The organism is Sphingobium agri, from assembly GCF_023051225.1.
Taxonomy (GTDB): Bacteria; Pseudomonadota; Alphaproteobacteria; order Sphingomonadales; family Sphingomonadaceae; genus Sphingobium; species Sphingobium agri.
The window spans coordinates 188819-212557 of sequence record NZ_JALKHS010000011.1 but is presented as its reverse complement, the minus strand read 5'-3'; the positions used below and the strand labels follow the sequence as shown (position 1 = coordinate 212557).

Here is a 23739-nt window from a genome sequence, read left to right as displayed (position 1 = left end):
CAGTTCATCCTGCCTTTTCCTCGTTGGGTTGCCACAGGGCCGCACGGACCATGATCGACATGCCCAGAATGTTGTTGAGACCCCACAGGCCGTTGGCGATCAGGCCGCCGAGCGTGTAATTGCCAAAGCCCAGCCATAGCGCTGCCGCCGCCCAGCAAAAGGCGGCAAAGGTTCCGATCATCAAAGCCAGCTGCGGCCAGACCAGGTGCAGATAATGGCCGTCCTGCCGATCCTTGGGCGTGACCGGGAACTTGATCTTCTGCTTTCGCACCACCGCCCAGAGTGCTTGGAGCGAGATCGGGAAGGACGCCATATAGCTGACCTTCCCCTTATAGCCGGAAATGCCCCACGTCCCGAACATGATGGCCAGTTCGGTAACAATCAGGAACGGCAGCGCCCGGGCGAAAAAGTCGCCTGTATAGGCGGAAACCGGCGCGACCGACGTCATCAGATAGACGATCGGCGCCAGCAGGAAGACAAGGTTCCAGAGCGCGCCCATATAGGACCAGAATGTCGTCAAATACATGAGCCGCTGGCCGAGCGACAAACCCTTGGCCGTCACCGGATTGTCGTGGAAGAAGATGTCGAGGCTTCCGCCTGCATATTTGAACCGCTGGATGCTCCAGCTGAGCAGGTCCTGCGGCGAGAGCATCTTCGATTCCACATGTGGGTGAAGCACGGATTTCCACCGCCGTTCGCGGTCCTGATGCAGCACGATCGTGGTGTAGATGTCTTCCGACACATGGAATTTATAGGGGGTCAGCTCCTCGGCCTGCGCGGCTTGCCAGCGGGCGAGCGCTTGCGCTGCCGGATCGGCGCGGCGGCGGACGAGCTTGGCGATGCGCGATTTCGCATCGCCCGAAGCATGGGCGATGGCATCGGCATAGGCACGCAGCGCGACGAACATCACGGCCTCGCGCCGGTGGATCGATCCCGCCCCGCAGCAGAAGGCGGCGCTATAGGCGTTGCGGCGGCGCTGGATCACGTCGAAGAATAGTTGTGGGTCATTGACGAACGGGTCCTCGCCGATGCGTATCTCGCCAAAGATCCGTTCGACCGCTCCCCCGATCGCGCTGCCCAGTCCGCCGAGTTTGCGGCCCATCCAGTCCTTCAGCCGCTCGCCTTCGGGCAGATCATAAAACCAGTGCGGCGTCTGGACGAAAGCCACGTCGGGATCGCGGAAATAGCCGAGCGTCCGCTCCAGCATCGTTGGAAATGGCCGCGTGTCAGCATCGCAGATCACAATGAAGTCGCCGCTCGTCTGCTCCATGGCGTTGCGCAGATTGCCCGCCTTGAAGCCGACATTATTGTCGCGGCTGATATAATTGACGCCTTCCTCGTCCGCGACCTGTCGCATCGTGTCGCGGCGGCCATCGTCGAGTATATGCACCTTCACGTCGATGGGATGAGGGTAGCGCACCGCCTTGGCGTCGCGAATGCTCAGCCGCACCAATTCCTCATCCTCATTATAGGTGGCGATGAAGATATCGACCGAGATGGGCCGATCATCCTCGCTGCCCGCCGATCCCACGCATTCGCTGGTCCGCGCCGGGGGTGCGCGCAGCGGATAATCCTTCACCTTCCACAGGTTGAGCGTGAAGAGGATGAGCCCAAAATAGGCGCAAGTCTCCGCGATGACCAAGGGAATGGCGAACCACAAGGCGTCCCAGTTCAGCGAATCCGTCCAGCGCCACAACAGATAGCGCGCGCCCAGCAACAGCATCAGCAGCGCCAATGTCTGCCAGATCAACTCGATCAATCGCGAATGAGGCAGCGGCTCTGGCGGTCGTCGATCCTCAAAGCGATTGAAATAGAAATCCACGGGCGTCCTTCCGGCTTCTCGGGTCGATTCCAACGCCCCCTTGCTGGCCGCAATGGAGCGGGAGGAAGGCTAGGTCTTCAAGATTAATCTTGCAACACAAGAGGTTGGCGCTCGCGCCTCCTCATAGGGCAACTAACTGCGCCCGTCCGCCCGCACACCTTCAAGAAACAGGAGCGCACACTCCTGGGCGTAGATCTCGCGATCCTTCTCCGCAGGCGGCGTGCTCGCCGTGAAGAAACGGACCGCGAATGTCGCGAGAGTGTAGAAGATGCGTGTCGCCATAAGGCTCGGGCGCGGCAGCCCCAGGGCATGAAGCTGCGTCTCCAGCGCGTCGCCCAGCCGCCGCACGCGGCCCTCATAGAATAGCTGGGCGAGATCGGGAAGGAAATCAGCCTCCACCACCAACAGCCGGTGCATCCGCAAGTTCGCCGGTTCAAGATGCCGGTCCAGCGCCTCCCGCGCGAGCGCGGCAAGCGCCGCTTCGGGCTCGTCACCCACGGGGATCTGCGTAAACGGGCGCTGGCTCGCCTCGAAAATGTCGCGCTGGACGATGTAGCGCAGCAGATTTTCCTTGTTGCCGAACTGCCGGTAGATCGTAGCCTTGCTCACCCGCACCGCAGCGGCGATCCGGTCGATGCTGGCCCGGCGATAGCCATGTTCCAGAAATTCGCTCGTCGCCGCGTCCAGCAGCGCGAGCAACTTGTCCGCAGAAAGCCGCATCGCCGGACCACCCTCGCGTGCAGGCGGCTCGATCGCGGGGGCAGGGACAGCGTCGCGCGTAACATCCGTCACGCTGCGATAGCCGTCCAGGAACAGATGCACCGCACAATCCACGATGCGTTTCTGCGCGGCCTTGCCGGGCAGTTCGGTGCCCAGAAAATAGCGCGCGCCTTCCACCGCCATGCCGCCAAAGCGGATGGCCATGGCCATCGTGTCGCAGGCTATGATGACGCCATCGGCGATAAGCTGGTCGAGATGATCGGCGAGTGGCTGCGACGATGCCAGACGCTTCTCGTGCAGCTCCGCGGCCAATTCCGGAACATGGTTAGCAGCCGCGATATTGGCGCGGAACAGGCCGAAATTCACGGGCTCGGCAAAACCCTCGAACAGCCGCATGGCATAGCGCGTCAGCGTGTCTTCCGCATTTGCCCCGCGATCGATGGCCCTGAGGTTGAGCCACGCACCGTTCAATTTGCTGCGGACGGCGGCCTCGAACAAAGCGAGCTTGCTTGGATAAAGCTCGTAGATGCTCTGCTTGCTCATATGGGCGACGGCGGCGATCCGATCGACGCTCGTTCGCTCAAAGCCATCGGCCAGGAATACTTGGCCCGCGGCGTTCAGGACCTGGGTCCGGTTATCGCGCTCGGCATGCACGGGTTGAGAAGTGATTTCGACCATCTGGGCCTATCTTAACCGCCGGACGGGGCGCGCCGTCAACGGGCAAAGCCGAAAAGCGTCTCCTGATGCCTGCGGCGCATGTCCGCAGGCATCAGGATTGTTCCGTTCAGGGCGCCTTGCCGGGCGCGCCGGGCTTACCCACCGAAATGTCGACTTTCTCAATCCCACCAGGGAAGTGACCGCCATCCTTATAATCGGACGTGACCGGCGTATCGGCGTCGAAACCGATATCCAGCGTGTCGCTCATTTCCGGCAGTTTCGATATGGTCCGCGCGATGCGGCCCTGTGCCACCTTGGTGCCGTTGGCGCTGATGATCATGTCGCCCCCGGCATTCACGCCGCCATCATAGTGAAAATCAAAGACCAGCCTGTTCTTCCCCGCTGGGAGAGGCTGGGTCGCCGCCACCTGTGACTGGTCGCCCGCCAGTTGCGATGCCGCGATCATCGCAACAGGTCGTCCATCCTTCAGATAGAAGCTCCAGCCCCCGAACTTGCTGCCCAGCGCGACGAGCGCGCCGGTCGCGGGCTCCTTCGGCATGTCGACATCAGCGGTGATGCGGAAACTGCGCGCCAGCAGTGGCGCGGCACTGACCGACGGTATGCTGATCCCTGCGCCCCAATAGCTGTAGGTCGAACGATGGGGCCGTTGCCCTTCGGCCGCACGGAACCGGGCAAGCGTCAGGCGGTCGTCCAGCGGCAGCACCTGGTTCCGCTCGGCCTCCTTGCGGAAAAGGGCCTGCATCTCCTTCAGCTTCGCGCCTTGGCTGGCGGCCAGGTCGCGCGACTGGGAAAAGTCCTTGCGCAGGTCATATAGCTCCCACTTATACTGATTGGGTAGGATAGAGCCGTCGCCGCGCTTCCATGGCAGGTTGACTGGCGTGGTGCTTGCCAGCCAGCCTTGATGATAAATGGCATGATTCCCCATCATCTCGAAATATTGGGTGTCGTGCCGCTCTGGCGCGCGGGGCGCGGCAAAGCTGTATGCGAAGCTGACGCCGTCCATTCGCTGCTGTGCGACGCCATTGACGCTGTCGGGCGCTGGCAGGCCCGCAGCCTCCAATATGGTCGGCATCACATCGACCACATGGGTAAATTGTGACCGGATGCCGCGTTCCTTGATATGATCCGGCCAGGATACGACCAGCCCGTTGCGCGTCCCGCCCAGGTGAGAGGCATATTGCTTGAACCAGGGAAAGGGCGCGTTGGTCGCCCATGCCCATCCATAGCCCCAATTGCCCACCGCATCGGGCCCGCCGATCTTGTCAAGATTGGCGAGCAGCATCCTGTCATCCTCCTGCATCGCATTGGCGAAGGATGACATGGGGTTCGAACTGCCATTCTCTCCGCCCTCGGCCGCCGCGCCATTGTCCCCTTCGATGAACATGATCAACGTGTTGCCGCTCTCGCCCATACGGTCGAGTTCGTCGAGGACACGGCCGATTTGTGCGTCCTGATAGGCGAGCATCGCTGCATAGACTTCCATGAAGCGCGCATTGATCCGGCGCTGATCTGGGGTGAGCGCGCTCCAGGCAGTCAAGCCTTCGGGCCGTGCTGAATCCCTGGTGGCAGAAGGAATGATGCCCAGCCGCTTCTGCCGCTTCACCGTGTCGGCGCGAACAGCGTCCCATCCCTTGTCGAACTGCCCCTTGAACTTGGCGATCCAGTCTGCGGGCGCCTGCAGCGGGGCATGCGCCGATCCGGTCGCATAATAGAGGAAGAAGGGTTTGTCGGGCGCAGCTGCTTTCTGATTGTGGATCCACTGGATGGCCTCGTCGGCCAGCGCCTTGTCCAGCACTCCTTCCTTGAGGGTCGGAATGGCGGTGGTGCCGCGATAGAGGGCGGGGGTGAACTGGTTGGTTTCGGCCGCCATGAAGCCGTAGAAATGTTCGAAACCCAGTCCGGTCGGCCACATGTCGAATGGACCGGCCGGCGATACATCGGCTTCGGGCGCATTATGATGCTTGCCCACCATCGCCGTATTGTAGCCGCTCTGGCGCAACACTTCCGCTACCGTCGCCGCGCTCTTGGGCAGGATATTGGTATAGCCGGGAAAGCCCGTGGACAGGTTCGCGACGATGCCGTTGCCGACCGCATGATGATTTCGCCCGGTCAGCAGAGAGGCGCGGGTCGGCGAACACATAGCCGTCGTGTGGAAACGGTTGTAGACCAGCCCGCGCGCTGCCAGCCGGTCCAGATTGGGCGTGGGTATCGGACCGCCGAACGTAGACGCCGCGCCGAAACCGACGTCGTCCGTCAGGATCAGCAGCACATTGGGTGCGCCAGCAGGGGCGGTGACCGCTTTGGGAAAGGCCGGGACCGAATCGGCATAGGTTTCGCCGATCTTGCCCGCAAAGGGTTCTGCTGCTCGCGGGAGCACATTCTGCGCCGTGAGCGGCGCCGCGCTTCCCATGATAAGGGCCACAAATCCAGCTTTATAGTTCAGTCCTGAGCGCTTTCTCATCTTTCATCCACTCCCTATGCTTTGGTATCTTGTACGGATGAGTTTCGTACAGTACAAGCGGGCATAGCGAACAATATCTGTGTAGGAGAGGATATGACCGTGGAGGTCCTTGACCGCGGCGCGCGTCTGCGCGTCGCTCGCAGGCTGCATTTGATGGGTGGCGCAGCTCTCATGCGCGGGCTCTCGGCGCTTGTGCTGGCGGGCATGGCCGCACCGGCGATCGCTCATGCGCCGGATCTCAACGTGCCCTTTTCCGCTCCATCCAACTATACCGCCCATGCCCGGTTGTTCCAGGAACGCGTCACCCGCGTAGGAAAGACGCCGGTCTGGCAAATCGAATTTCAGGGCATGAACCTCGTCGTGGTCGAGGGCAGCGACGGGCTCGTCCTGCTCGATACCGGCATGAACCGCGATGTTGCGACTGCCGCTCTCGCCAAGATCAGGACGCAGATTTCCACCAAGCCGATCAAGGCCATCATCTACACCCACCATCATCCTGATCATGTGAACGGGGCAGGGGTGTTCGTACCGCCAGCCGATGTCGCCAGAGGCAAGGTGCCGATCTTCGCCGCCTCGAATTTCCTGAAGGAGCTTTCCGACGAAGGAGTCGCCACGCTGCCCATCGTCGCCGCGCGCTCGGCCTACATGTTCGGCTTCAGCCTTGCAGGAAAGGAAGCAGAGGATTTTCATGTCGGCTGCTGCGGCGCTTTGGGTAAGGCGGGGAAGAATGAGTCCGCCTACATCCCGCCCACTCAGTTCGTCGATGTGGATGGCGGGCGCGACATTGAAATCGCCGGGGTGAAGCTGCACCTGTTCCACACCGGGGGAGAGGCCGCGTCGCACATCGCGGCATGGCTCCCCGACTATCAGGTGTTGATTTCGGGCGATGAGGTGCAGGGACCGACATTTCCCAATCTCCATTCGATGCGCGGTACGAAGATGCGCGACGCCAACCGCTGGATCGAGGCGCTGCGCAGGATGGAACGCTATGGCGCAGCCTGGATGGTGCCGATGCACGGCCCGGTCGTGGAAGGTGCGCCGCAGATCAAGGCGCTCCTGACCCGTTATGAAGATGCGATCCAATATACCCATGACCAGACGATCCGTCTGATCAACAAGGGCCTCACGCAGGACGACTTGCCTGACGCTCTTGGGCCGTTGCCCGACTGGCTGCGCTCGGAGCCCTATACCACCGAATATTATGGCACTGCCGCCGACGCGGCGCGCAGCTATTATGTCGGCTATATCAGTTGGTTCTCCGGCGATGCGACCGACCTTGCGCCCACGCCACGCGTGGAGCGGGCCCGGCGCGAGGTCACGTTGATGGGTGGGCGGACACCTGTGCTCGCCGCCGCCAACCGCGCTTTCGAACAGGGGGACGCGCAATGGGCGGCGGAGCTTGCGACGCTGCTGATCGCCATTGATCATCAGGATATGGAGGCACGACGGCTGAAGGCCGCCGCTTTCCGCAAACTCGGCTACGCTACTTATAACAGCAACCGGCGCGGCTTCTACCTGATGGGCGCGCTGGAACTGGAAGGAAAGCTGCAACAGGCAGGCCTGACCGCGCGCTACATGAACCCGGATAATATCCGCAAGATGCCAGTCGCGCTGATGCTTGAGCAAATCCGCTACAAGGTTGATCCCAAGCGCGCCGGAGCTGCCGCTCATACCGTCGCCCTCACCATCGCCGGGGAAAGCGACCCATGGCTGCTTGAACTGCGCAACAGCACGCTGAAATTCCGCCGCGGTGAGGCGGACGGCGCGCCGGTCGTCCGGCTCGATCGCAATGCGTTGGGGGAACTGGTTTCCGGCAACCAGACGGTGGACGCACTGGTGAAGGCAGGCGCAATCACGGGCCGGGGCTCGGCAGCGCTGAAGCAGATTTTCAGCTCTCTCGACCTCACCGTCCAACCGATCAATCTCGTCATACGCTAGATAGTACGAAACAGCCTCGTACAAATACGCGCTTTCACGCGTTAAAGGGGAGTAATTAACATGAACAGCTTCATCTCACACGGCGCTTTGGCAATGTGCCTCGCCGCAGCCACGTCACCCGCCTTCGCGCAGGACGATGCCTCCGTCCAAAGCGGGGGTATCGAGGAGATCGTCGTTACTGCACAGAAACGATCTGAATCCCTCCAGAAAACGCCCATCTCGATGATGGCAATGACCGGCGCCGACATTGAAAAGAAGGGCATTGCCGACATCACCGACCTGCGGACCCTTGTCCCCAGCCTTGCCGTCACCCCCCATCCGAACAGCGCGACAACGGCTCGCGTATTCATTCGCGGGATCGGCAACAATGACGACCAGATCACCGTCGATCCCAGCGTCGCCGTCTATCTCGACGGCATCTACATCGCCCGCAACCAGGGACTGTCCGCAGAAGTCGCCGAGGTCGAAAGGATCGAAGTGCTGCGCGGACCGCAAGGATCGCTCTACGGACGCAACGCTACAGGCGGCGCCATCAACTATATCACGCGCGCGCCCGAGCTGGGGGAGTTCTCTGCCAAGCAGACTCTTGCCATCGGCAATTACGACCAGTTCCGATCCCGCACACGCGTCAATATTCCCGTCGGAGAAACGCTCGCGGTGGAGCTGGGCTATCTGCACAGCCAGAAAGACGGGTTCGTCGACAACCCCGGCACCGGCGTCGACCGCTGGGGCGATCAGCGCCTCGACGCATATCGCGCGGCCGTGCTGTGGCAACCGACAGACGCCCTGCAATTGCGCTACACCTATGATCGTTCCGACATCAACGACACGCCCGTCTTCATGGTTGCCGCGCCCTTCTACCCCCGCATGGCGGATCGGCCGACAGCAGGGTCACCGCTCGTCCGAAACCTCATGCCTAATGATGCCACCTCGCAGGGGCATAATCTGACCATCAGCTGGGAAGTCGCTGACGATGTGACGCTCAGGTCGCTGACCGGCTACCGGAAGCTCTCCAGCATCACCAATCAGAATTATCTGACCGGGGTGGCGGGGCCATTTCCCTTGATCCTGACTGGTTTTGATCAAAAGCAGGATCAGTGGAGCGAGGAACTGCAACTTGTCGGCTCCACCTTTGACCGCCGCCTGGACTATGTCCTCGGCGCCTATTATTTCGATGAGGACGGCGAAAGCTCGGATTATTCCGCGATCACCGGCCGTCCCCGCATGGATCGGGTCGCAACGATCCACAACCGGGCTTATGCGCTGTACGGCCAGGCCACATTGCGTCCGGCCTTCATGGAGGGGCTGTATCTGACCGGCGGCCTGCGTTGGTCTCGGGACGAACGCAAGGCGACGCTCGACCAGACCATCGTCCCTGCGACGGGTTTACCCACCGTGCTGCCTCGCGGAGCAGGCGACAATCATTTCTCGAACATCAGCCCCAGCCTCGTCATCGGCTACAACGCCAATGCAAGTCTCAATATCTACGCCAAATATGCGCGAGGATATAAGACGGGCGGCTACAATATCCGCGCAAGCAGCATCGCACGCTTCAACGAAGGATTCGGCCCTGAAACACTCGACTCCTTCGAGCTGGGTATCAAATCAAGCTGGCTCGACAATCACTTGCAGGCCAACCTTGCCCTGTTCCGGTCGAACTACAAGGATATTCAAACGAATATCCAGTCGGACCCGACGAACGTCGCCATTACCGATGTCTTCAATGCGGGTAAGGCGCGCATCCAGGGCTTTGAACTGGATTTGATCGCCAAGCCGATCGATACACTCACCCTTTCGGTCAACTATGCCTATCTGGACGCCAAGTTCCAGCAAATACTCGATCAAGCTGGCAATGACATCACGTCGCGCTACACCTTCGTGGAGGCTCCAAAACATACGCTGACCACGTCTCTTGAATATCGCTTCCCTGACACGCCAATTGGCGTGCTCACCGCCAACATCGACTATTTCCTCAAGAGTAAGGTTTCGACGTCAACCGCCGATCGCCGCTATGTCATCGGCGACTATGGCCTGCTTAATGCCCGGCTTACATTGTCGGACATACCAGTCGGCTTCGGTAGCTGGCGCCTGTCGGCTTTCGGCAAAAACCTGACCGACAAGGAATATTATATCGCCCATTTCAATGGAGGGCTGCCAAGCGCGATCTTTGGCGACCCCCGCACCTATGGTCTTGAAGTCACATTTGAATATTAAACCAAGCTTCTAATCGAAAATATGCGCCAGATGGCGTATAGGGTCTTTTGACCGCCTATGTTCATCAAGGGCAGGCGAAGCTTTGTTGACTTGAGGGGAGGCAAGCATGCGTTTCTGGCTATCGATGATGGCGGTGCCTGAGCTTGATCAGATGATCGCACTGGCGCAGCACGCGGAAAGTTGCGGATTTCACGGTGTCACCTATGCCGATCATCTGATCATGCCAGCCTCGATCAAGACCCCCTATCCCTATACCGAGTCCGGTGAGATCTTCTGGCCCATGGATGCGCCATGGCCCGACCCCTGGATTACGCTGACGCTGCTGGGGGCTGAAACGCGCGAGTTGAGGCTGGCGACGAACATCTACCTGGCCGCTTTACGTGACCCGTTCACGGTCGCCCGTGCGGTCGCCACCGCGTCCGCCTACACGTCCGGCCGCGTGATCTGCGGCGTATCCGCCGGCTGGCTGAAGGAAGAATATGACGCCGCGGGTGTCGACTTCAAATCGCGTGGTCGGCGCCTGGACGAAATACTGACGATTTGCCGCAGGCTTTGGGTGGGCGAAACGGTCAGCCATGACGGCGAATTCTTCCGGTTCGACGCTGTGCTGCTCCGCCCCTTGCCTCCCGGCCCGGTGCCTATCTGGGTTGGAGGAAAGTCGGCACCCGCACTGCGGCGAGCGGCGACCAATGACGGCTGGTTGGGATTACCCGCCACGGTGGACGACACGATCGCCATTGTCCAACATCTCCAAGCGCTTCGGACAGAGATGGGATTGCCGGCATCTGGTTTTTCGCCTGTCATATCCCTCATCGAACCGCTGCTCGAAAGTAGCGAAGAGCGGCTCGCCGGGCATGGGATCAACGATATGGTTGTGATCCCGTGGATGCCGACGCCGTGGGAAATGGAGAGCTATGTCGCGGAAGGATCGGACATCAGCCAGCTTTCCGTGAAAAAGGACGCGATCAGCCGCTTTGCCGACCGCGTTATCCACAGACGGCATTGAAGAGATCAGATTGGCCTAGTTGTCACACCCAGGGAAATAATCGGCATCACCCACGAAGATAGTTGACGAAAACCGCATTTGGTACGAATCTGCAACCATAATCAGACATGGCCTGCCGATGTGCAGGGCAAAAAAGCTATAAAATAGCGTGTCATGACAGGGAGGATGAGGAAATGGGCGGTATCAATCGATCATTTATATCCGGCGTGCTGGCGATGGTGCTGGCTTCACCGGCTTTTGCCCAGGAAACGGTTCCTGGTAATCAGGGCGCGGAAGCTCAGGCGCAGCCAAATGGGACCGGGCTTTCCGACATCATCGTTACGGCGCGTCGCACCCAGGAAAGACTGCAAACGGTCCCGGTTTCGGTCACAGCTCTATCCGGCGAATTCCTGGAGCAGCAGAATGTGCTCGACGTCACAAGCGTCCCGCGCTTCACGCCCAACCTTTCGCTTCTGCAACAATCAACCAGCCTGACGGCCGTTTCTTTGTTCATCCGTGGCGTCGGCAATCAGCAGCCTGATGCGGCGACCGACCAGGCGGTGGGCGTCTATCTGGACGGCGTCTACATTGCGCGCGCCGCGGGCGCGATCTTCGACCTTGTCGATCTGGAGCGGATCGAAGTGTTGCGCGGCCCTCAGGGCACATTGTTCGGCCGCAACACCATCGGCGGTGCTATCCAGCTTGTCACCAAAAAGCCAACAGATGAGATGCATCTGGAAGCCAAGGCCGGCTATGCGAGCTATGACGACTGGTTCGTCCGTGGCCGTGTTGATACCGGCTTCATCGGCGGGTCGCCGATCAAGATTTCGCTCGCAGCCATGCATCGTGAACGTGACGGTTATATCGACAATCTTTACACCCCGGACAGCCGTGATCCCGGCGCACTGCGCAGCGATGCTATATATGCAGGCGTCGAAGCCGACCTCGGCAATGTGACGATAAATTACAACTTCGACTTCAACTACCGGTCCGGCACCGCTCCCTATTTCCAATTGCTGGCCGCGACGCCCAGCGTCTTCAATTATTTCAGCCAGTCCCCCAATTTCGGAGGCGATCCATTTCTCATCAGCCCGGACCGGATCAATCCGGGGCTGCAGGACGGCTTCGTCGATCGCTTTGGCAATCTGCGCTATGGTGCCAAGTCGCGCATTTACGGCCATTCGCTTACCATAGCCTATGAACCGATCGACGAACTGACGCTGAAGTCGATCACCGGTTACCGCCGCTTCTGGCAGGACACCATCCTGACGCTTGATGGCAACGGCTATCTGCGTGGGCCGGTCGTCGATTTCGACCCTGCCTCGCCGACCGGCGTGACCGTGGCCGATGTCGGCCTCTACAACGGCAACAACGCGCCGCAGAAACAATGGCAATTCAGCCAGGAATTTCAGGCGCTCGGCTCATCGGGCGACCTGAATTATGTGGCAGGCGTCTATTATTTCTACGAAAAGGCGTCGCAGAACAACCGCCAGGCACTGACGCTTGTCGCGCCCACGGCCTTCCTGGAAGCCTTCGGTGTTCCTGCGACGACGGCGGCCAACATCCTGGCCAACCCGCAACTCACGCCCGGCGGCCTCATCGGCATCAACCTGACGCCCACCCTGGGCTTCCGGGCGACCTCGGAGTCCGCCGCCATATTCGGTCAGGCGAGCTGGAAACCCTCGGCGCTCGACGGCAAGCTCGAAATCACGGGTGGCGCACGCTACACGCAGGATCGCAAGACGTTGCAGCGCACGGACCTGCCTACGTTGACCGCGGCCACTGTGGTCAACAATGACAATATTTCCTGGCTGGGTTCGGTCAACTATCGCTTCACGCCGGATATCATGGCTTATGCGCGCGTATCGACCGGGTATCGTTCGGGCGGCATCGATCCGCAAAACCCTCAAGGACAGTTGACGACCTACAAGCCGGAAAAGGTGACGGCCTACGAACTTGGCCTGAAGTCGGAACTGTTCGACCGTCATCTCAGGCTCAACCTGTCCGTCTACCAAACCGATTATTCCAACCTGCAGATTCAGCAGTTCCAGAGCGGAAGCGGCGGCGCCACATCGGTCGTTTCAAATGCTGGTTCAGCGCGGTTCCGCGGGTTCGAGGCGGAAGCGACGGCCATTCCCTTCGCCGGGCTGCAAATCGACGGTTCGGTCGGCTATGTCCACCCGGACTTCAAGGAATATCTGTACCGCGATCCGGACTTCACATCCCCGACGTTCAACCAGCTGATCAACGTGGGGGATGAAGCGCACTTGTCGCAAACGCCCAAGTGGAACGCGCGCATCGGCGGCCAATATTCGGTAGATGTGGGCATCGGCACGCTGATGCTGCGCAGCGACCTTGCCTATCGCAGCCGCATCTATTTCTTTGCGCTCGATCGGGTCAATCCCTTCAACCGCGAAGTCAGCTCGCGGCCCGACTATGATCTGAGCGCTCGCATCTCTCTGTCCGATATTCAGGCCGGGAACGCCAAGATCGATGTTGGTCTCTGGGGCGCAAACCTGACCAATCAACGCAACCTTGATTTCGGCATCGATTTCGGCGGGCTGGGCTTCGGCGCGGGCTCCTACAAGAAGCCGCGCACATTTGGCGGTGACGTCAAGGTCAGCTTCTGATCATGACCATGGGCGGCCCGGTGAATTTCACCGGGCCGCCCTGCATATGCAAGCTGTTCAGAGGGCATAATCCAGCTGTGCCCAGAACTTCCTGGTGTCAGCATCACCGGCAAAGCTGCTGATCCCCTTCCTCTGATAATCTGCATATTTGACGAGTGCGCTGAGATGCTTGTCGATCTTCAACGTAAGCTGGGCATTATATTCGTCGCCATAATGGATCGACAACCGGTCACTGCTGAAATGATGGTAGATGAAGGACGCGACCAGCGGACGTCCACCGCCAGTTCTGCCGCGGGTCCGGAACCTACCCATCAGCCAGCGCATTCTCCGCCGCCAATTTCTCTTCGATGATGCGCCGCCCCAATGCTAAACCATTGTCGGCCATGATGAAGGCCATCTCATCCCGGGTGCTACGGTTGACCTCGTCCTGTTGCGCCTCGATCATGATCCGGTCCTCTTCGAAGCCCTCCGCGATGCGCGTGGCCAGTTTTGCGGTGAAATCCGGGTCGCCGATGTTGAAATTATGGGCATAGCTCCAAAAGAAATGGCTGTTCTGCTCGTCTTCGGGCGTGACGATCTGGGTCGCGCGGAACTGCATCGCTTCAGGAACCCGTTGTCCTTCCGGCGCGCCGCTGCCCGCTGGAGCACTGCCTGAATCCATCAGGAACACATTGCCTGGGATGTGCAATTCGTAAATGTGCCAGCGGTCGACGGGGCCTTCGAATGTGTTGAAGCCCTTGAGATAAGGCGCAATGCAGGGTTCACCAAGATACCATCGGGTCAACCGTACCTTGTCGCCCAGCCGCTCTACCTTTGGCCGTATATGCGCGATGGTTGCTGAGCCTCCCAGCGTATTTTCATGTACGTATGTCAAATGAGAAAAGTCGAGAAGATTGTCGAGGATCAGACGATAGTCGGCTTTGTAATGGATATAGGCGGGAATTGATGCCCAAGCAGGATCATCCTGATAATGACAATCGGGAATGAGGTTGGGATCGGCCTTCGCCGGGTCGCCCATCCATATCCAGACCTGCTTGTACCGTTCGACAGTGGGATAGCTTCGAACGTTGGTTTTGGGACTGACGCCTTTACGGCCTGGTTCTTCGATACACTTGCCATCCGCATCAAATAACAGTCCGTGATACATGCAGCGCACGCAATCACCTTCCCGCCGTCCCATCGACAGCGGCGCGAACCGATGACTACATCGGTCGCGAATGGCGGCCACTTGGCCGCTGGTGGTGCGAAAGAACAGTATATTGTCGCCGAGCAGCCTTCTCGCCTTCATGGGCGTCGCGTCAAGTTCGTGACTCCAGGCGCCCACATACCAGGCATCGCGAATGAACATCATCCTCTCCTTTTCCATTGGCCCCATCATGGCCGTAAAGGAGAGGGATGGCTTTAGCGGCATGCGAAAAGCTTTGGCCATTTACTCAAAAAGTCGATAGCATTTCGGCGATGCGTTCCGCGGCTGTGCCCCCTTATTATTTTATCTACGGACAGCATATCCGCGATCTCGATCCACGCTTCATCCATGTCGAGCGGATCAGCGATCGCGGGACTTTGCATCATGGCAATGTCGAACCGCATGTGCATCCGCATCTGCACCAGCTTTCCTACTGGTTGCAGGGGGAAGGGCGCTTCACCGCCGATGGCGCGGAGCATGACCTCGCGCCTGGCACCTTGACATGGATGCCCGCCAGCGTCGTTCATGGGTTCACGGTCGACGCGGCCGCCGACGCCATCGTGCTCAGCTTGTCGCATGATTTTCTGTCCAATGTCCTGGCCCATGTCGATGCCGCGCCCGTCGAAACGTTGGCGCGAACTCCCTTGGTCGCGAAAATACCAGTGGAACTGGTTGACCGGTTAAGGGAGACGTTTCTGGACCTGGAGCGGGAACATCAATTCCCGTCCTGGGCGCTTAAACATGTGGTGAGCGCGCATGTGCAGATCGTCATGATCATGCTCGCACGCCTTTTCGAGGCCGACCGGTTGGCACAGGTTTCCCCGCCAAAAGCGGCAGCCTTGTTTTCCAGCTTCCTCAGCCTGCTCGACCGGCGGTTTCGGGAATGCCGCACGGTCGATGCCTATGTCGCGCTGCTGGGAACGACGCCCTATCTCCTCAACCGCGCCTGCCGCGAAGGAGCGGGGCGGAACGCGTCCGAAGTGATCCGGGGCCGCATCCTTCTAGAGGCAAAGCGGCTGCTCCATTATACCGCGCTCAGTTCAGGCGACGTCGCCTTTGCATTGGGATTCAGCGATCCGGCGCATTTCGGCCGGGCATTCCGCGCGGAAACCGGCCTGTCCCCCGCCCGGTGGCGGGCACAACAGCGCGCACTGGCCGAGGTGGATAGGAACTGAAGCCGCTCATTCCGCTCCGCTATGGACGAATATCAATTATCATGATAAATATAATGAGAGCGGGCAAGGAGATGCGCTGCAATGAATGACGATGACCATTCTCTGTTGCAAAGACGCAGGCAGGTGCTGGGGACGGGCGCACCGCTTTTCTATGAGCAGCCCCTGCATCTTGTCCGTGGCGAAGGGGCGTGGGTGTTCGATGCCGATGGCCGCCGCTATCTGGACGTTTACAACAATGTGCCGCATGTCGGCCACTGCCATCCCCATGTGGTGAAGGCGGCGTCGCGGCAGCTTGCGACACTCAACATCAATACACGTTACCTGCACGGCAATGTCGTCGATTATGCCGAACGGTTGGCCGCCACCACCGATTATGATCATGCGGGTGTCTTCTTCACATGCACCGGCACCGAATCGAACGAGTTGGCGTTACGCATCGCCCGGCATGTGACTGGCGGTACGGGCATCATCGCCAGCAGCGTCAATTATCACGGAAATTCGGCTGTGCTCGCGTCACTCTGCACCGCCTTTCCAGTGCCGGAGCCCTTTCCGGACTTTGCCCGGCTGGTGCAGGTGCCCGACCCTTACCGTCACCGGCAGGGCCGGTCCGACGCGGAGTTGGCGAGCCATTATCTGGATGAGGCACGCGGGGCGATCGCGTCGCTGGAGGAGAGTGGCGTCAAGCTGGCGGCGCTGCTGATCGATCCTTCCCTGGCCAATGAAGGCCTGCCCGAATTCGTGCCGGGCTATCTCACCGGCTTGGTTGAATTGGTTCGAGCGGCGGGCGGCCTAGTCATTGCCGATGAGGTGCAGTCAGGCTTTGGCCGGACCGGCGCCGCGATGTGGGCCCACCAATATCATGGCATCACCCCCGACATCATCACTACCGGCAAGCCGATGGGCAACGGCTTTCCGATCGGCAGCGTCATATCGTCCTACGATGTGGTCGACGAGTTCGGCCGGAGCGCGAACTATTTCAATACATTCGGTGGAAATCCCGTAGCCACCGCCGCCGCCGCCGCCGTTCTCGAAGTGATCGAAAATGAAAATCTGATCGCAAACGCCGCCACGGTTGGAGCTTATGTCCAGAACCGGCTGACGGAGTTGATGACGCGCCACGAGATCATCGGCAATGTGCGCTGCCGCGGCATGTTTTTCGGGCTCGAACTGGTTGCGGACAGGGTGAGCAAGAACCCTTCTCCCCTTGCGGGCAGGATCGTCAACCGGATGAAGGACAGGGGCGTGCTGCTCAGCCGCATCGGTCCCTTCGACAACATACTCAAGATGCGTCCGTCGATGATCTTCACCTTCGAGCAGGCAGACATTCTGCTCGCTGCGCTTGACGAAACGCTGGAAGAGGCGGCCCGCTGATGCCTGCACCGATCTATACATTCTATTCGCGCACGCCGGACGAACAGATCGCTGCGCTTCAGTTGCTGGCCGAGGCGGCGTTAAAGCAGTGGCCGGGGCGCTTCACCCGACTGACGCCCGTGAAATATCGCGAGAATGCGGTGTTTTCCGTGTTTCGGGACGATGGCCGCCGCTTTGCCGTCCGCATCCACCGACATGGCTATCACAGCAGCGATGCGTTGCGTTCGGAACTGGCATGGATGCGATCATTGTCCGATGCGGGCGTGGGCGCACCCTTGTCCGCGCTCAGCCATGGCGGTGATGCGCTTGTCGGCATTACCCATCCCGCCGTCCCTGAGCCGCGCCAGGTCGATTTCCTGGAGTGGTTGCCCGGAACGCCGATCGGATCGGCTGACGAAGGCCTTGCGCTGACTGGCTCCGACGCGATCGCGGCGATGGAGAAGGTCGGGGCGCTTGCGGCGCGGGTTCATGGCCATTCGCGGACATGGAGGGGTGCTGGGACCATGGTGCGCCATGCATGGGACGAACATGGCTTGATCGGGCCTGAGCCATTTTGGGGGCAGTTCTGGAACATGCCGGGGCTCACCCCGGCACAGCTTACGCTGCTGCAGCAGGCGCGGGAGCGGGCCGCGCGTGATCTAGCTGCCTTTGGCAAGGGCAGCGATCGCTATGGCCTTATCCACGCTGATTTCGTACCCGAAAATTTGCTGTTCGATGGTGAGCGGATCAATCTGATCGATTTCGACGATTGCGGCTTTGGTTGGCATATGTTCGAACTTGCCACTGCGCTGTTCTTCCTGGAGCACCAGAATGACAATGCGCAGCTGACCCACGCGTTGCTGCGCGGCTATCGGCATGAGGCGACGTTGCCGAGGGAGCATGAAGCGATGCTGCCGCTCTTTCTCTTCCTGCGCGGCACCACCTATATGGGATGGACGCAGACGCGTTACGAGACCGAAACGGCGCAGACACAAGGGCCCATGATCATCGAGCGGACGTGTGAATTGGCCGATCGATATTTGGCGGACGCGCGGAAACATCCTCTGGGCAGTTGAGGATCAGCAGAAGGGGAGTGTCCCGATGTCGACGATGCCGCCGCCGCCATCGACGCTGATGGCCGTTCCCGTCATGAAGGACGCGTCGCTGGACGCCAGGAAAGCCACGACGGCCGCAATCTCATCGGGCGTTGCCATGCGGCGCAGAGGGTAGGCGCGGGTCAGTTCCTCCTGAAGCTGCACGGCCTCCATGCCCTTTTCGCGCGCCATATCCTCGATCTCTCGCCGCGCCATTTCGGTTAGCGTCCAGCCCGGGCACACCGCGTTGCAGCGGATATTTTCCGGCCCATAGTCGAAAGCGATGGATCGATTGAGCCCCAGGACCCCTGCCTTTGATGCGCAGTAGGCGGCGTAGGACGGCGCCCCCGCGAGCGCCGCAACCGAGGATATCAGCACGATGGCCCCGCCTCCGCGGGTGCGCATCGCTGGAATGACGGCGCGCGCGGCCAGCATCGCGCCGTCCAGATTGACCTCGAACGTATGGCGCCAGTCCGGAAGGGAAATGCTTTCCACCGACCCCAGCTGTTCGATGCCTGCACTGACCACCAGAATGTCGATGCCGCCCAGTTCCTCAATTGCCTTGTCGATGGCCCGTTGGATGTCGTCCGGGTTGGTGGTGTCGCCCACGATCGCCAGACCGCCGCACTGCATTGCAACCTGCGTCAGTGTCTCGCGCCGCCGCCCGAGCAAGACCACCCGGCCGCCGTCGCTCACGATGCGGCGCGCCGCCGCAGCGCCGATTCCACTGCCGCCGCCGGTTATCAACGCGACCTTCCCGTCGAATCTCATGACGATCTGTCCCATTCATAAAGCAACACCACTGCGCTATTGAATAAATTATCATGATAAGTTATCCAAGGGCAATGGAGGCTGATGCCTTCGCAGCTCGTCGGACGGTTCGCCGAACGGCCCTGCCACGATCCATGACAATGATGGACGCGGCGGTGACAAAAAGGGGAGATTGATGATGACTTGGTCTGCTCCATGGTTAAGCGCGGTTTCCTTGATGGCGGTGTCGCTGGGCAGTCATCCTGCTTTCGCGCAGGATGCTCCCGCAACGCCTCAGATCGATCCGGCGCCTGCGCCTTCCAGCCCCTTTGGCGAAATCACGGTCACGGCCCAGAAACGCGAACAGAGCTTGCGCGACGTACCGGTATCGATCTCCGCCTATTCCGGCGATCAGTTGAAAAGCCTCGGGATCACCAACACGACTGACATCACGCAGCAAATCCCGGCGATGCACATCAATGCCTGGTCACCCAATGTGACGATCTTCAATCTGCGGGGTATTTCGCAGAACAACTTCACCGATTATCTGGAAGCACCCGTCGCGGTCTATACCGACAATGCCTATATGGGATCGATCAATGGCATAAGCGGCCAATTGTTCGATATCGAGCGGGTGGAGGTGCTGCGGGGACCGCAGGGGACGCTGTTCGGCCGTAATGCGACGGGCGGCGTCGTCCATTATCTGAGCCGCGCCGCGACCGACCGCGACTTCAACGGCCATGTCGAAGGCAGCTATGGCTGGTTCGACCAGCGATCACTGGAGGGCGCTGTGGGCGGCCAGATCGTCGAAGGCTGGCGCGCGCGCCTGTCGATGCGCCGGGCGCTTGGCGGCAACTATATCAAGGCCAAGGATACGGACGCCGCCAGCGGCCTTGTCAGTTCAGGCCAGGATGTCGGCGGCCAGAACGCCTTTTCGTTGCGGGCGACGACCCAGATCGACGTCACGCCCGACCTGATGGTCGAACTATGGTATAAATATTCGCGCGATCATGACGTGCCGACGGGCGCCTATACATACGAAAATTGCGTCTTCGAAGCCAATAGCTATTGCCGCGTCAATCCGGCGGGCCTTACCAACGGACCCGGCGGCGTCATCAATGGCATCACGGGCGCCAAGGCGTCGCCCTATGACAATTTTTCCGGAACGGCAGGCTTTCTCAATCGCCATGTCCATATCGGACAGGCCAATATCAGCTGGAAACTGGGCGGCGTCGAACTGACATCGATCACCAACTATACTGCGCTCAACAAAAATTATCTGGAAGATGGCGACGGGCTTCCGGTCGAAGTCATCGTCTTCGGCACGACTGCCAAATATGATCAATTCTCGCAGGAACTGCGCCTCGCGGGCGATGCGGGACCTTTGAAATGGCAGGTCGGCGCCTATTATCTTGACATGCGGACCAAGGGCACGATGAGCACTATCGGCGCCCCCGTCATCGGCAACGCGATCGACCTTAACGGCTCCGCCAATGATCCGCGCGTCCTGGAACGTTATGACCTGGTTTCGAAGAACTGGTCGGTCTTTGGCCAGGGCGAATATCAGCTCACGCCCTCCCTGTCGCTGATCGCCGGGCTGCGCTATTCCAAGGATACAAAGTCCATGGATTATGTATCGACACTGAGTGACACTGGCTTTCCCGACAGAACCCTGGCGACCGACGAAAGCTTCGCCAGCCAGCGGCCCGGAGCGGATCGTATCAGCCGAGGTGACTATGCAGCGCGTCTGTCGGTGAACTTCAAGCCCAATCGCGACACGTTGATCTTCGCATCCTATAATCGTGGCATAAAGGGCGGCAACTGGACGCTCAGCCCGACCGTCACGGCGGAGTTGTTCCAGCACAAGCCGGAAACCCTGCACAGTTTCGAGCTGGGCGCGAAACTGTCGACGCCGGACCAGAAGCTTCGCGTGAACGGTACGCTGTTCCACTATATTTACGAGGATCATCAGGCCTTCGCCATGATCGGCGGCACGCCGCAAGTGTCGAACAGCGACGCCATCGCCACCGGTGCTGAACTGGAGCTCACCTGGCAGCCGGTGCGGCACCTGAACGTGATGCTGGGCGGTAGCTGGGAAACATCCAAGGTGAAGACCGTGCGCGCAGCGGGCGAGCAGATCGGGCCTGAACTCTTCCCCGGTGCGCCCGACGCGCAATATTGCACCAATATCGGCGGCGCATTTCGGTGTGTCTTTCCCGAAACGACCGTCAAGAACGCGGAATTTCCCAACGCGCCGCGTTTCAGTCTGAACTATCTTGCCCGCTATGATTTCGACCTTGGCGGCGGGACTGGTGCGGTGCAGGTCGACGGAGCCTGGTACGACAAGCAGTTTCTGGAAGTCACCAACGCACCATCCTCCGTGCAACCCGCCTATAATGTGACGAACCTGTCATTGAGCTGGACCGATCCCAGCAATACGTTCGCCGTCACCCTGTGGGGCAAGAATGTTTTCGGCGAAGAATATCGCGCCTACACGCTGAACCTCGGCATATTGGGCACGACATCCTACTACGCGCCGCCCGCCACCTATGGCGCGACGGCGCGGATTTCCTGGTGATGACCCGCATGCTCAACATATATCCGGGGGGAGAGGCTTCGGTATGATGCAGCAGCATGCGGACAGGACACGGGCAAGGTCGCATCCCGATCATCCGCTGGCCATCGCCAGCTTCGTGCTGCTCGGAACCATCGGCGTCCTGTCCTTCATCGTCCAGCCAGCTTTGGTACAAGGGTTCGTCACCCAGCTCCGCCTGACGGAAACTCAGGCGGTCGACTTGGCCGGCATAGAGATGTCAGGCGTCGCGTTGATCACGGTGGTGCTGGCGTTCCTCGGCAACCGGCTGGACTGGCGCAAGCTGACCGTCGCGTTCCTGCTGGTCGCCGCGGCGGGCAATGTCGCGTCCGCGATCACGGCGGGTGGCGGATGGTTCGGGGCCGCGCGCTTTTTGGCCGGGCTGGGCGAAGGCGGCATCATCAGCCTCAGCTTCAGCTTCGTCGGCCTCACCCGCCGCACGGACCGGAACCTCGCTTATTATCTCGTCGTCCTGCTGACCTATGGTGCGATTGGAATATGGCAGGCGCCGATGCTGTTCGCGACGATTGGGCTTCAGGGCATATTTCTCGCCTTTGCCGTAGCGACGCTGCTCTCCATGATGTGCGCGCCTTTCCTGCCGCGATCGTCCGACGACCGGCATGTCGAGGAAAGCCATGCGGCCTCCAGTCCAGCGATCCCGATCATGATCGCCGCGCTGGCCGGGGTTCTGGTCTATAATCTGGCGCAGGGCATCGCCTGGGCAAACCTGTTCCTGATCGGCATTGCCGCCGGCCTTGGCGAGCAGAAGGTCGCCGACGCGCTCTTCATTTCTCAGGTCGTGGCCGTCGGCGGCGCGCTGGCCGCGATCATCCTCGCCGAGAGGATCGGGCGGATGTCCGTGTTCGTGGTGGGGATATGGGGGGGTGTCGCCTGCATCGGCATGCTCATCGGTAAGCCCGGCTCCGCCACGTTCCTGATCGCGGTGTGCGGGTTCAACTTCCTCTGGAACATGGTTCAGCCCTTCATCCTGGGCGCCGTCAACGAGATGGACGGCAAGGGCCTGATGATGCGCGCCGCCATCGCGGTGCAGATGATCGGTCTGGGCGGCGGGCCGATCCTGTCCGGCCGCCTGATCGGCAGCGGGGACTTCACTCTTGTGGAGGCGGTGTGCATCGGCTGCTTCCTGCTAAGCTTCGTCCTGCTGATCCTGCCGCTGCGCAAGCGGCACGTCACGGCGATCCACCCCCATGGCGCCTTTGCCGACGCTGGCTGATCTCAGCGAATATAGGCGCCTGCCTGCGCCGGAGCCCATGAACGGTTCAGCGCGTCACACCGGGAAGATGGCGTTGATCTGGCCCGTGCCCGACGATGGGAAATAAGGCGTCACCACTTCCGCCTTGCCGCTATAGTCCGCGCCGCCCAGCACGCCCATCATCATCGCCGTGTCGTGCATGAAGCCTTCGCCATGGCATTTGCTGGCATAGTCCTGCAGCATCCCTGCAAAGCTGCGCCATTCGCCCTGCTCCCACATTTCCACCGCGCGGCGGTCGACGGCCTCCAGCAGAGGGCTCCAGATCTTGTCCCTATATTCCTCGGACTCGCCATTTTGCGCGAAGCGGTGGGACAGGGATCCGCTGGCGAGAAAGGCGACATTGCCGTCATAATCGCGCTCCACAGCTTCCCGCATGGCGCGGCCGAGCGTCATCGAATCTTCAAGGCGGTGCACCATGCAGAGTGCGGACACGGACACGGCGCGAAAATGCTGGTCCGGGTTCATGTAGCGCAGCGGCACCAGCGTGCCATATTCGGGCTCCAGCGATGCCAACTGGTGCGCGCGCGTATGCACTCCGGCCTGTGTCGCGGCGGCCGCCAGCAATTCGCCCAAAGCTGGATTGCCGTCGCAGGCATAGGGCATGTCCTTGATGAAATGCGGCAGCTCGCCGGATGTGTAGATACCCTCCCATCGCGGGGCGCAGTTCACATGATAGCCGGAATTGACCAGCCAGTGCGTGTCGAATACCACTAGCGTGTCGACGCCCAACTCCCGGCATCGGCGGCTGATGATACGATGCCCTTCTATCGCGGCCTCGCGACAGCCCTTGTGCGGGCCATCAAGTTCCGAAAGATACATGGACGGCACATGGGTGATCTTCGCCACCAGTGAAACCTTGCCCATCGTGGC

General features: G+C 60.4%; 16 protein-coding genes. 9 read left to right on the top strand and 7 right to left on the bottom strand.

Annotated features, from left to right (window positions below):
- Positions 1-4 precede the first annotated feature (4 nt).
- From MU848_RS14670 to MU848_RS14660, 3 genes are all read right to left on the bottom strand, one after another.
- Positions 5-1759 carry a glycosyltransferase family 2 protein gene (locus MU848_RS14670; RefSeq protein ID WP_247233727.1) on the bottom strand — a complete coding sequence of 585 codons (1755 nt, stop codon included), beginning with the start codon at positions 1757-1759 and terminating at the stop codon, positions 5-7.
- Between the two features lie 195 nt (positions 1760-1954).
- Positions 1955-3220, bottom strand: coding sequence for a TetR/AcrR family transcriptional regulator (locus MU848_RS14665; protein WP_247233725.1), 1266 nt, complete (start codon positions 3218-3220; stop codon positions 1955-1957).
- Between the two features lie 106 nt (positions 3221-3326).
- Entirely contained in the window at positions 3327-5630 is a 2304-nt protein-coding gene (locus MU848_RS14660; protein ID WP_247233723.1) for an arylsulfatase, read from the bottom strand.
- A 144-nt stretch (positions 5631-5774) separates the two neighbouring features.
- Here MU848_RS14660 and MU848_RS14655 point away from each other — a divergent pair, with 144 nt between their 5' ends.
- From MU848_RS14655 to MU848_RS14640, 4 genes are all read left to right on the top strand, one after another.
- Entirely contained in the window at positions 5775-7619 is a 1845-nt protein-coding gene (locus tag MU848_RS14655; RefSeq protein WP_247233721.1) for an alkyl sulfatase dimerization domain-containing protein, read from the top strand.
- Between the two features lie 60 nt (positions 7620-7679).
- Positions 7680-9833: a TonB-dependent receptor gene (locus tag MU848_RS14650; RefSeq protein WP_247233719.1), complete on the top strand. Its 2154-nt coding sequence runs from the start codon at positions 7680-7682 to the stop codon at positions 9831-9833.
- A 106-nt stretch (positions 9834-9939) separates the two neighbouring features.
- Positions 9940-10839 carry a TIGR03619 family F420-dependent LLM class oxidoreductase gene (locus MU848_RS14645; RefSeq protein WP_247233717.1) on the top strand — a complete coding sequence of 300 codons (900 nt, stop codon included), beginning with the start codon at positions 9940-9942 and terminating at the stop codon, positions 10837-10839.
- A 173-nt stretch (positions 10840-11012) separates the two neighbouring features.
- The gene (locus MU848_RS14640) at positions 11013-13448 is read left to right on the top strand and encodes a TonB-dependent receptor (RefSeq protein WP_247233715.1); all 2436 of its coding nucleotides are present in this window, start codon (positions 11013-11015) and stop codon (positions 13446-13448) included.
- Positions 13449-13505: 57 nt separating this feature from the next.
- Here the strand turns inward: MU848_RS14640 and MU848_RS14635 are convergent, their stop codons facing one another.
- Entirely contained in the window at positions 13506-13760 is a 255-nt protein-coding gene (locus tag MU848_RS14635; protein WP_247233713.1) for a hypothetical protein, read from the bottom strand.
- Positions 13753-14796: an aromatic ring-hydroxylating dioxygenase subunit alpha gene (locus MU848_RS14630; RefSeq protein WP_247233711.1), complete on the bottom strand. Its 1044-nt coding sequence runs from the start codon at positions 14794-14796 to the stop codon at positions 13753-13755. Before MU848_RS14630 ends, MU848_RS14635 begins: the two co-directional genes overlap by 8 nt.
- A gap of 110 nt (positions 14797-14906) precedes the next feature.
- Between MU848_RS14630 and MU848_RS14625 the strand changes: the two genes are divergently transcribed.
- The 3 genes from MU848_RS14625 to MU848_RS14615 all read left to right on the top strand — a co-directional run bounded on the left by MU848_RS14625 (position 14907) and on the right by MU848_RS14615 (position 18235).
- The gene (locus MU848_RS14625; protein ID WP_247233709.1) at positions 14907-15809 is read left to right on the top strand and encodes an AraC family transcriptional regulator; all 903 of its coding nucleotides are present in this window, start codon (positions 14907-14909) and stop codon (positions 15807-15809) included.
- 81 nt (positions 15810-15890) lie between these two features.
- The gene (locus MU848_RS14620; RefSeq protein WP_201516085.1) at positions 15891-17180 is read left to right on the top strand and encodes an aspartate aminotransferase family protein; all 1290 of its coding nucleotides are present in this window, start codon (positions 15891-15893) and stop codon (positions 17178-17180) included.
- Positions 17180-18235 carry a phosphotransferase enzyme family protein gene (locus MU848_RS14615; protein WP_247233708.1) on the top strand — a complete coding sequence of 352 codons (1056 nt, stop codon included), beginning with the start codon at positions 17180-17182 and terminating at the stop codon, positions 18233-18235. Before MU848_RS14620 ends, MU848_RS14615 begins: the two co-directional genes overlap by 1 nt.
- Before the next feature lie 3 nt (positions 18236-18238).
- Here MU848_RS14615 and MU848_RS14610 read toward each other — a convergent pair whose 3' ends face one another.
- On the bottom strand, positions 18239-19024 hold the full coding sequence (locus MU848_RS14610) for an SDR family NAD(P)-dependent oxidoreductase (protein ID WP_201516083.1): 786 nt from the start codon (positions 19022-19024) through the stop codon (positions 18239-18241).
- Positions 19025-19199: 175 nt separating this feature from the next.
- On the opposite strand from MU848_RS14610, the gene MU848_RS14605 reads away from it, so the two are divergent.
- On the top strand, positions 19200-21581 hold the full coding sequence (locus MU848_RS14605) for a TonB-dependent receptor (protein WP_247233706.1): 2382 nt from the start codon (positions 19200-19202) through the stop codon (positions 21579-21581).
- Between the two features lie 43 nt (positions 21582-21624).
- Positions 21625-22830 (top strand): MFS transporter, encoded by a 1206-nt coding sequence (locus MU848_RS14600; RefSeq protein WP_247233704.1) that lies wholly within the window; start codon positions 21625-21627, stop codon positions 22828-22830.
- A 54-nt stretch (positions 22831-22884) separates the two neighbouring features.
- Here MU848_RS14600 and hpaD read toward each other — a convergent pair whose 3' ends face one another.
- Entirely contained in the window at positions 22885-23733 is an 849-nt protein-coding gene (gene hpaD / locus MU848_RS14595) for a 3,4-dihydroxyphenylacetate 2,3-dioxygenase (protein WP_247233702.1), read from the bottom strand.
- Positions 23734-23739 lie beyond the last annotated feature (6 nt).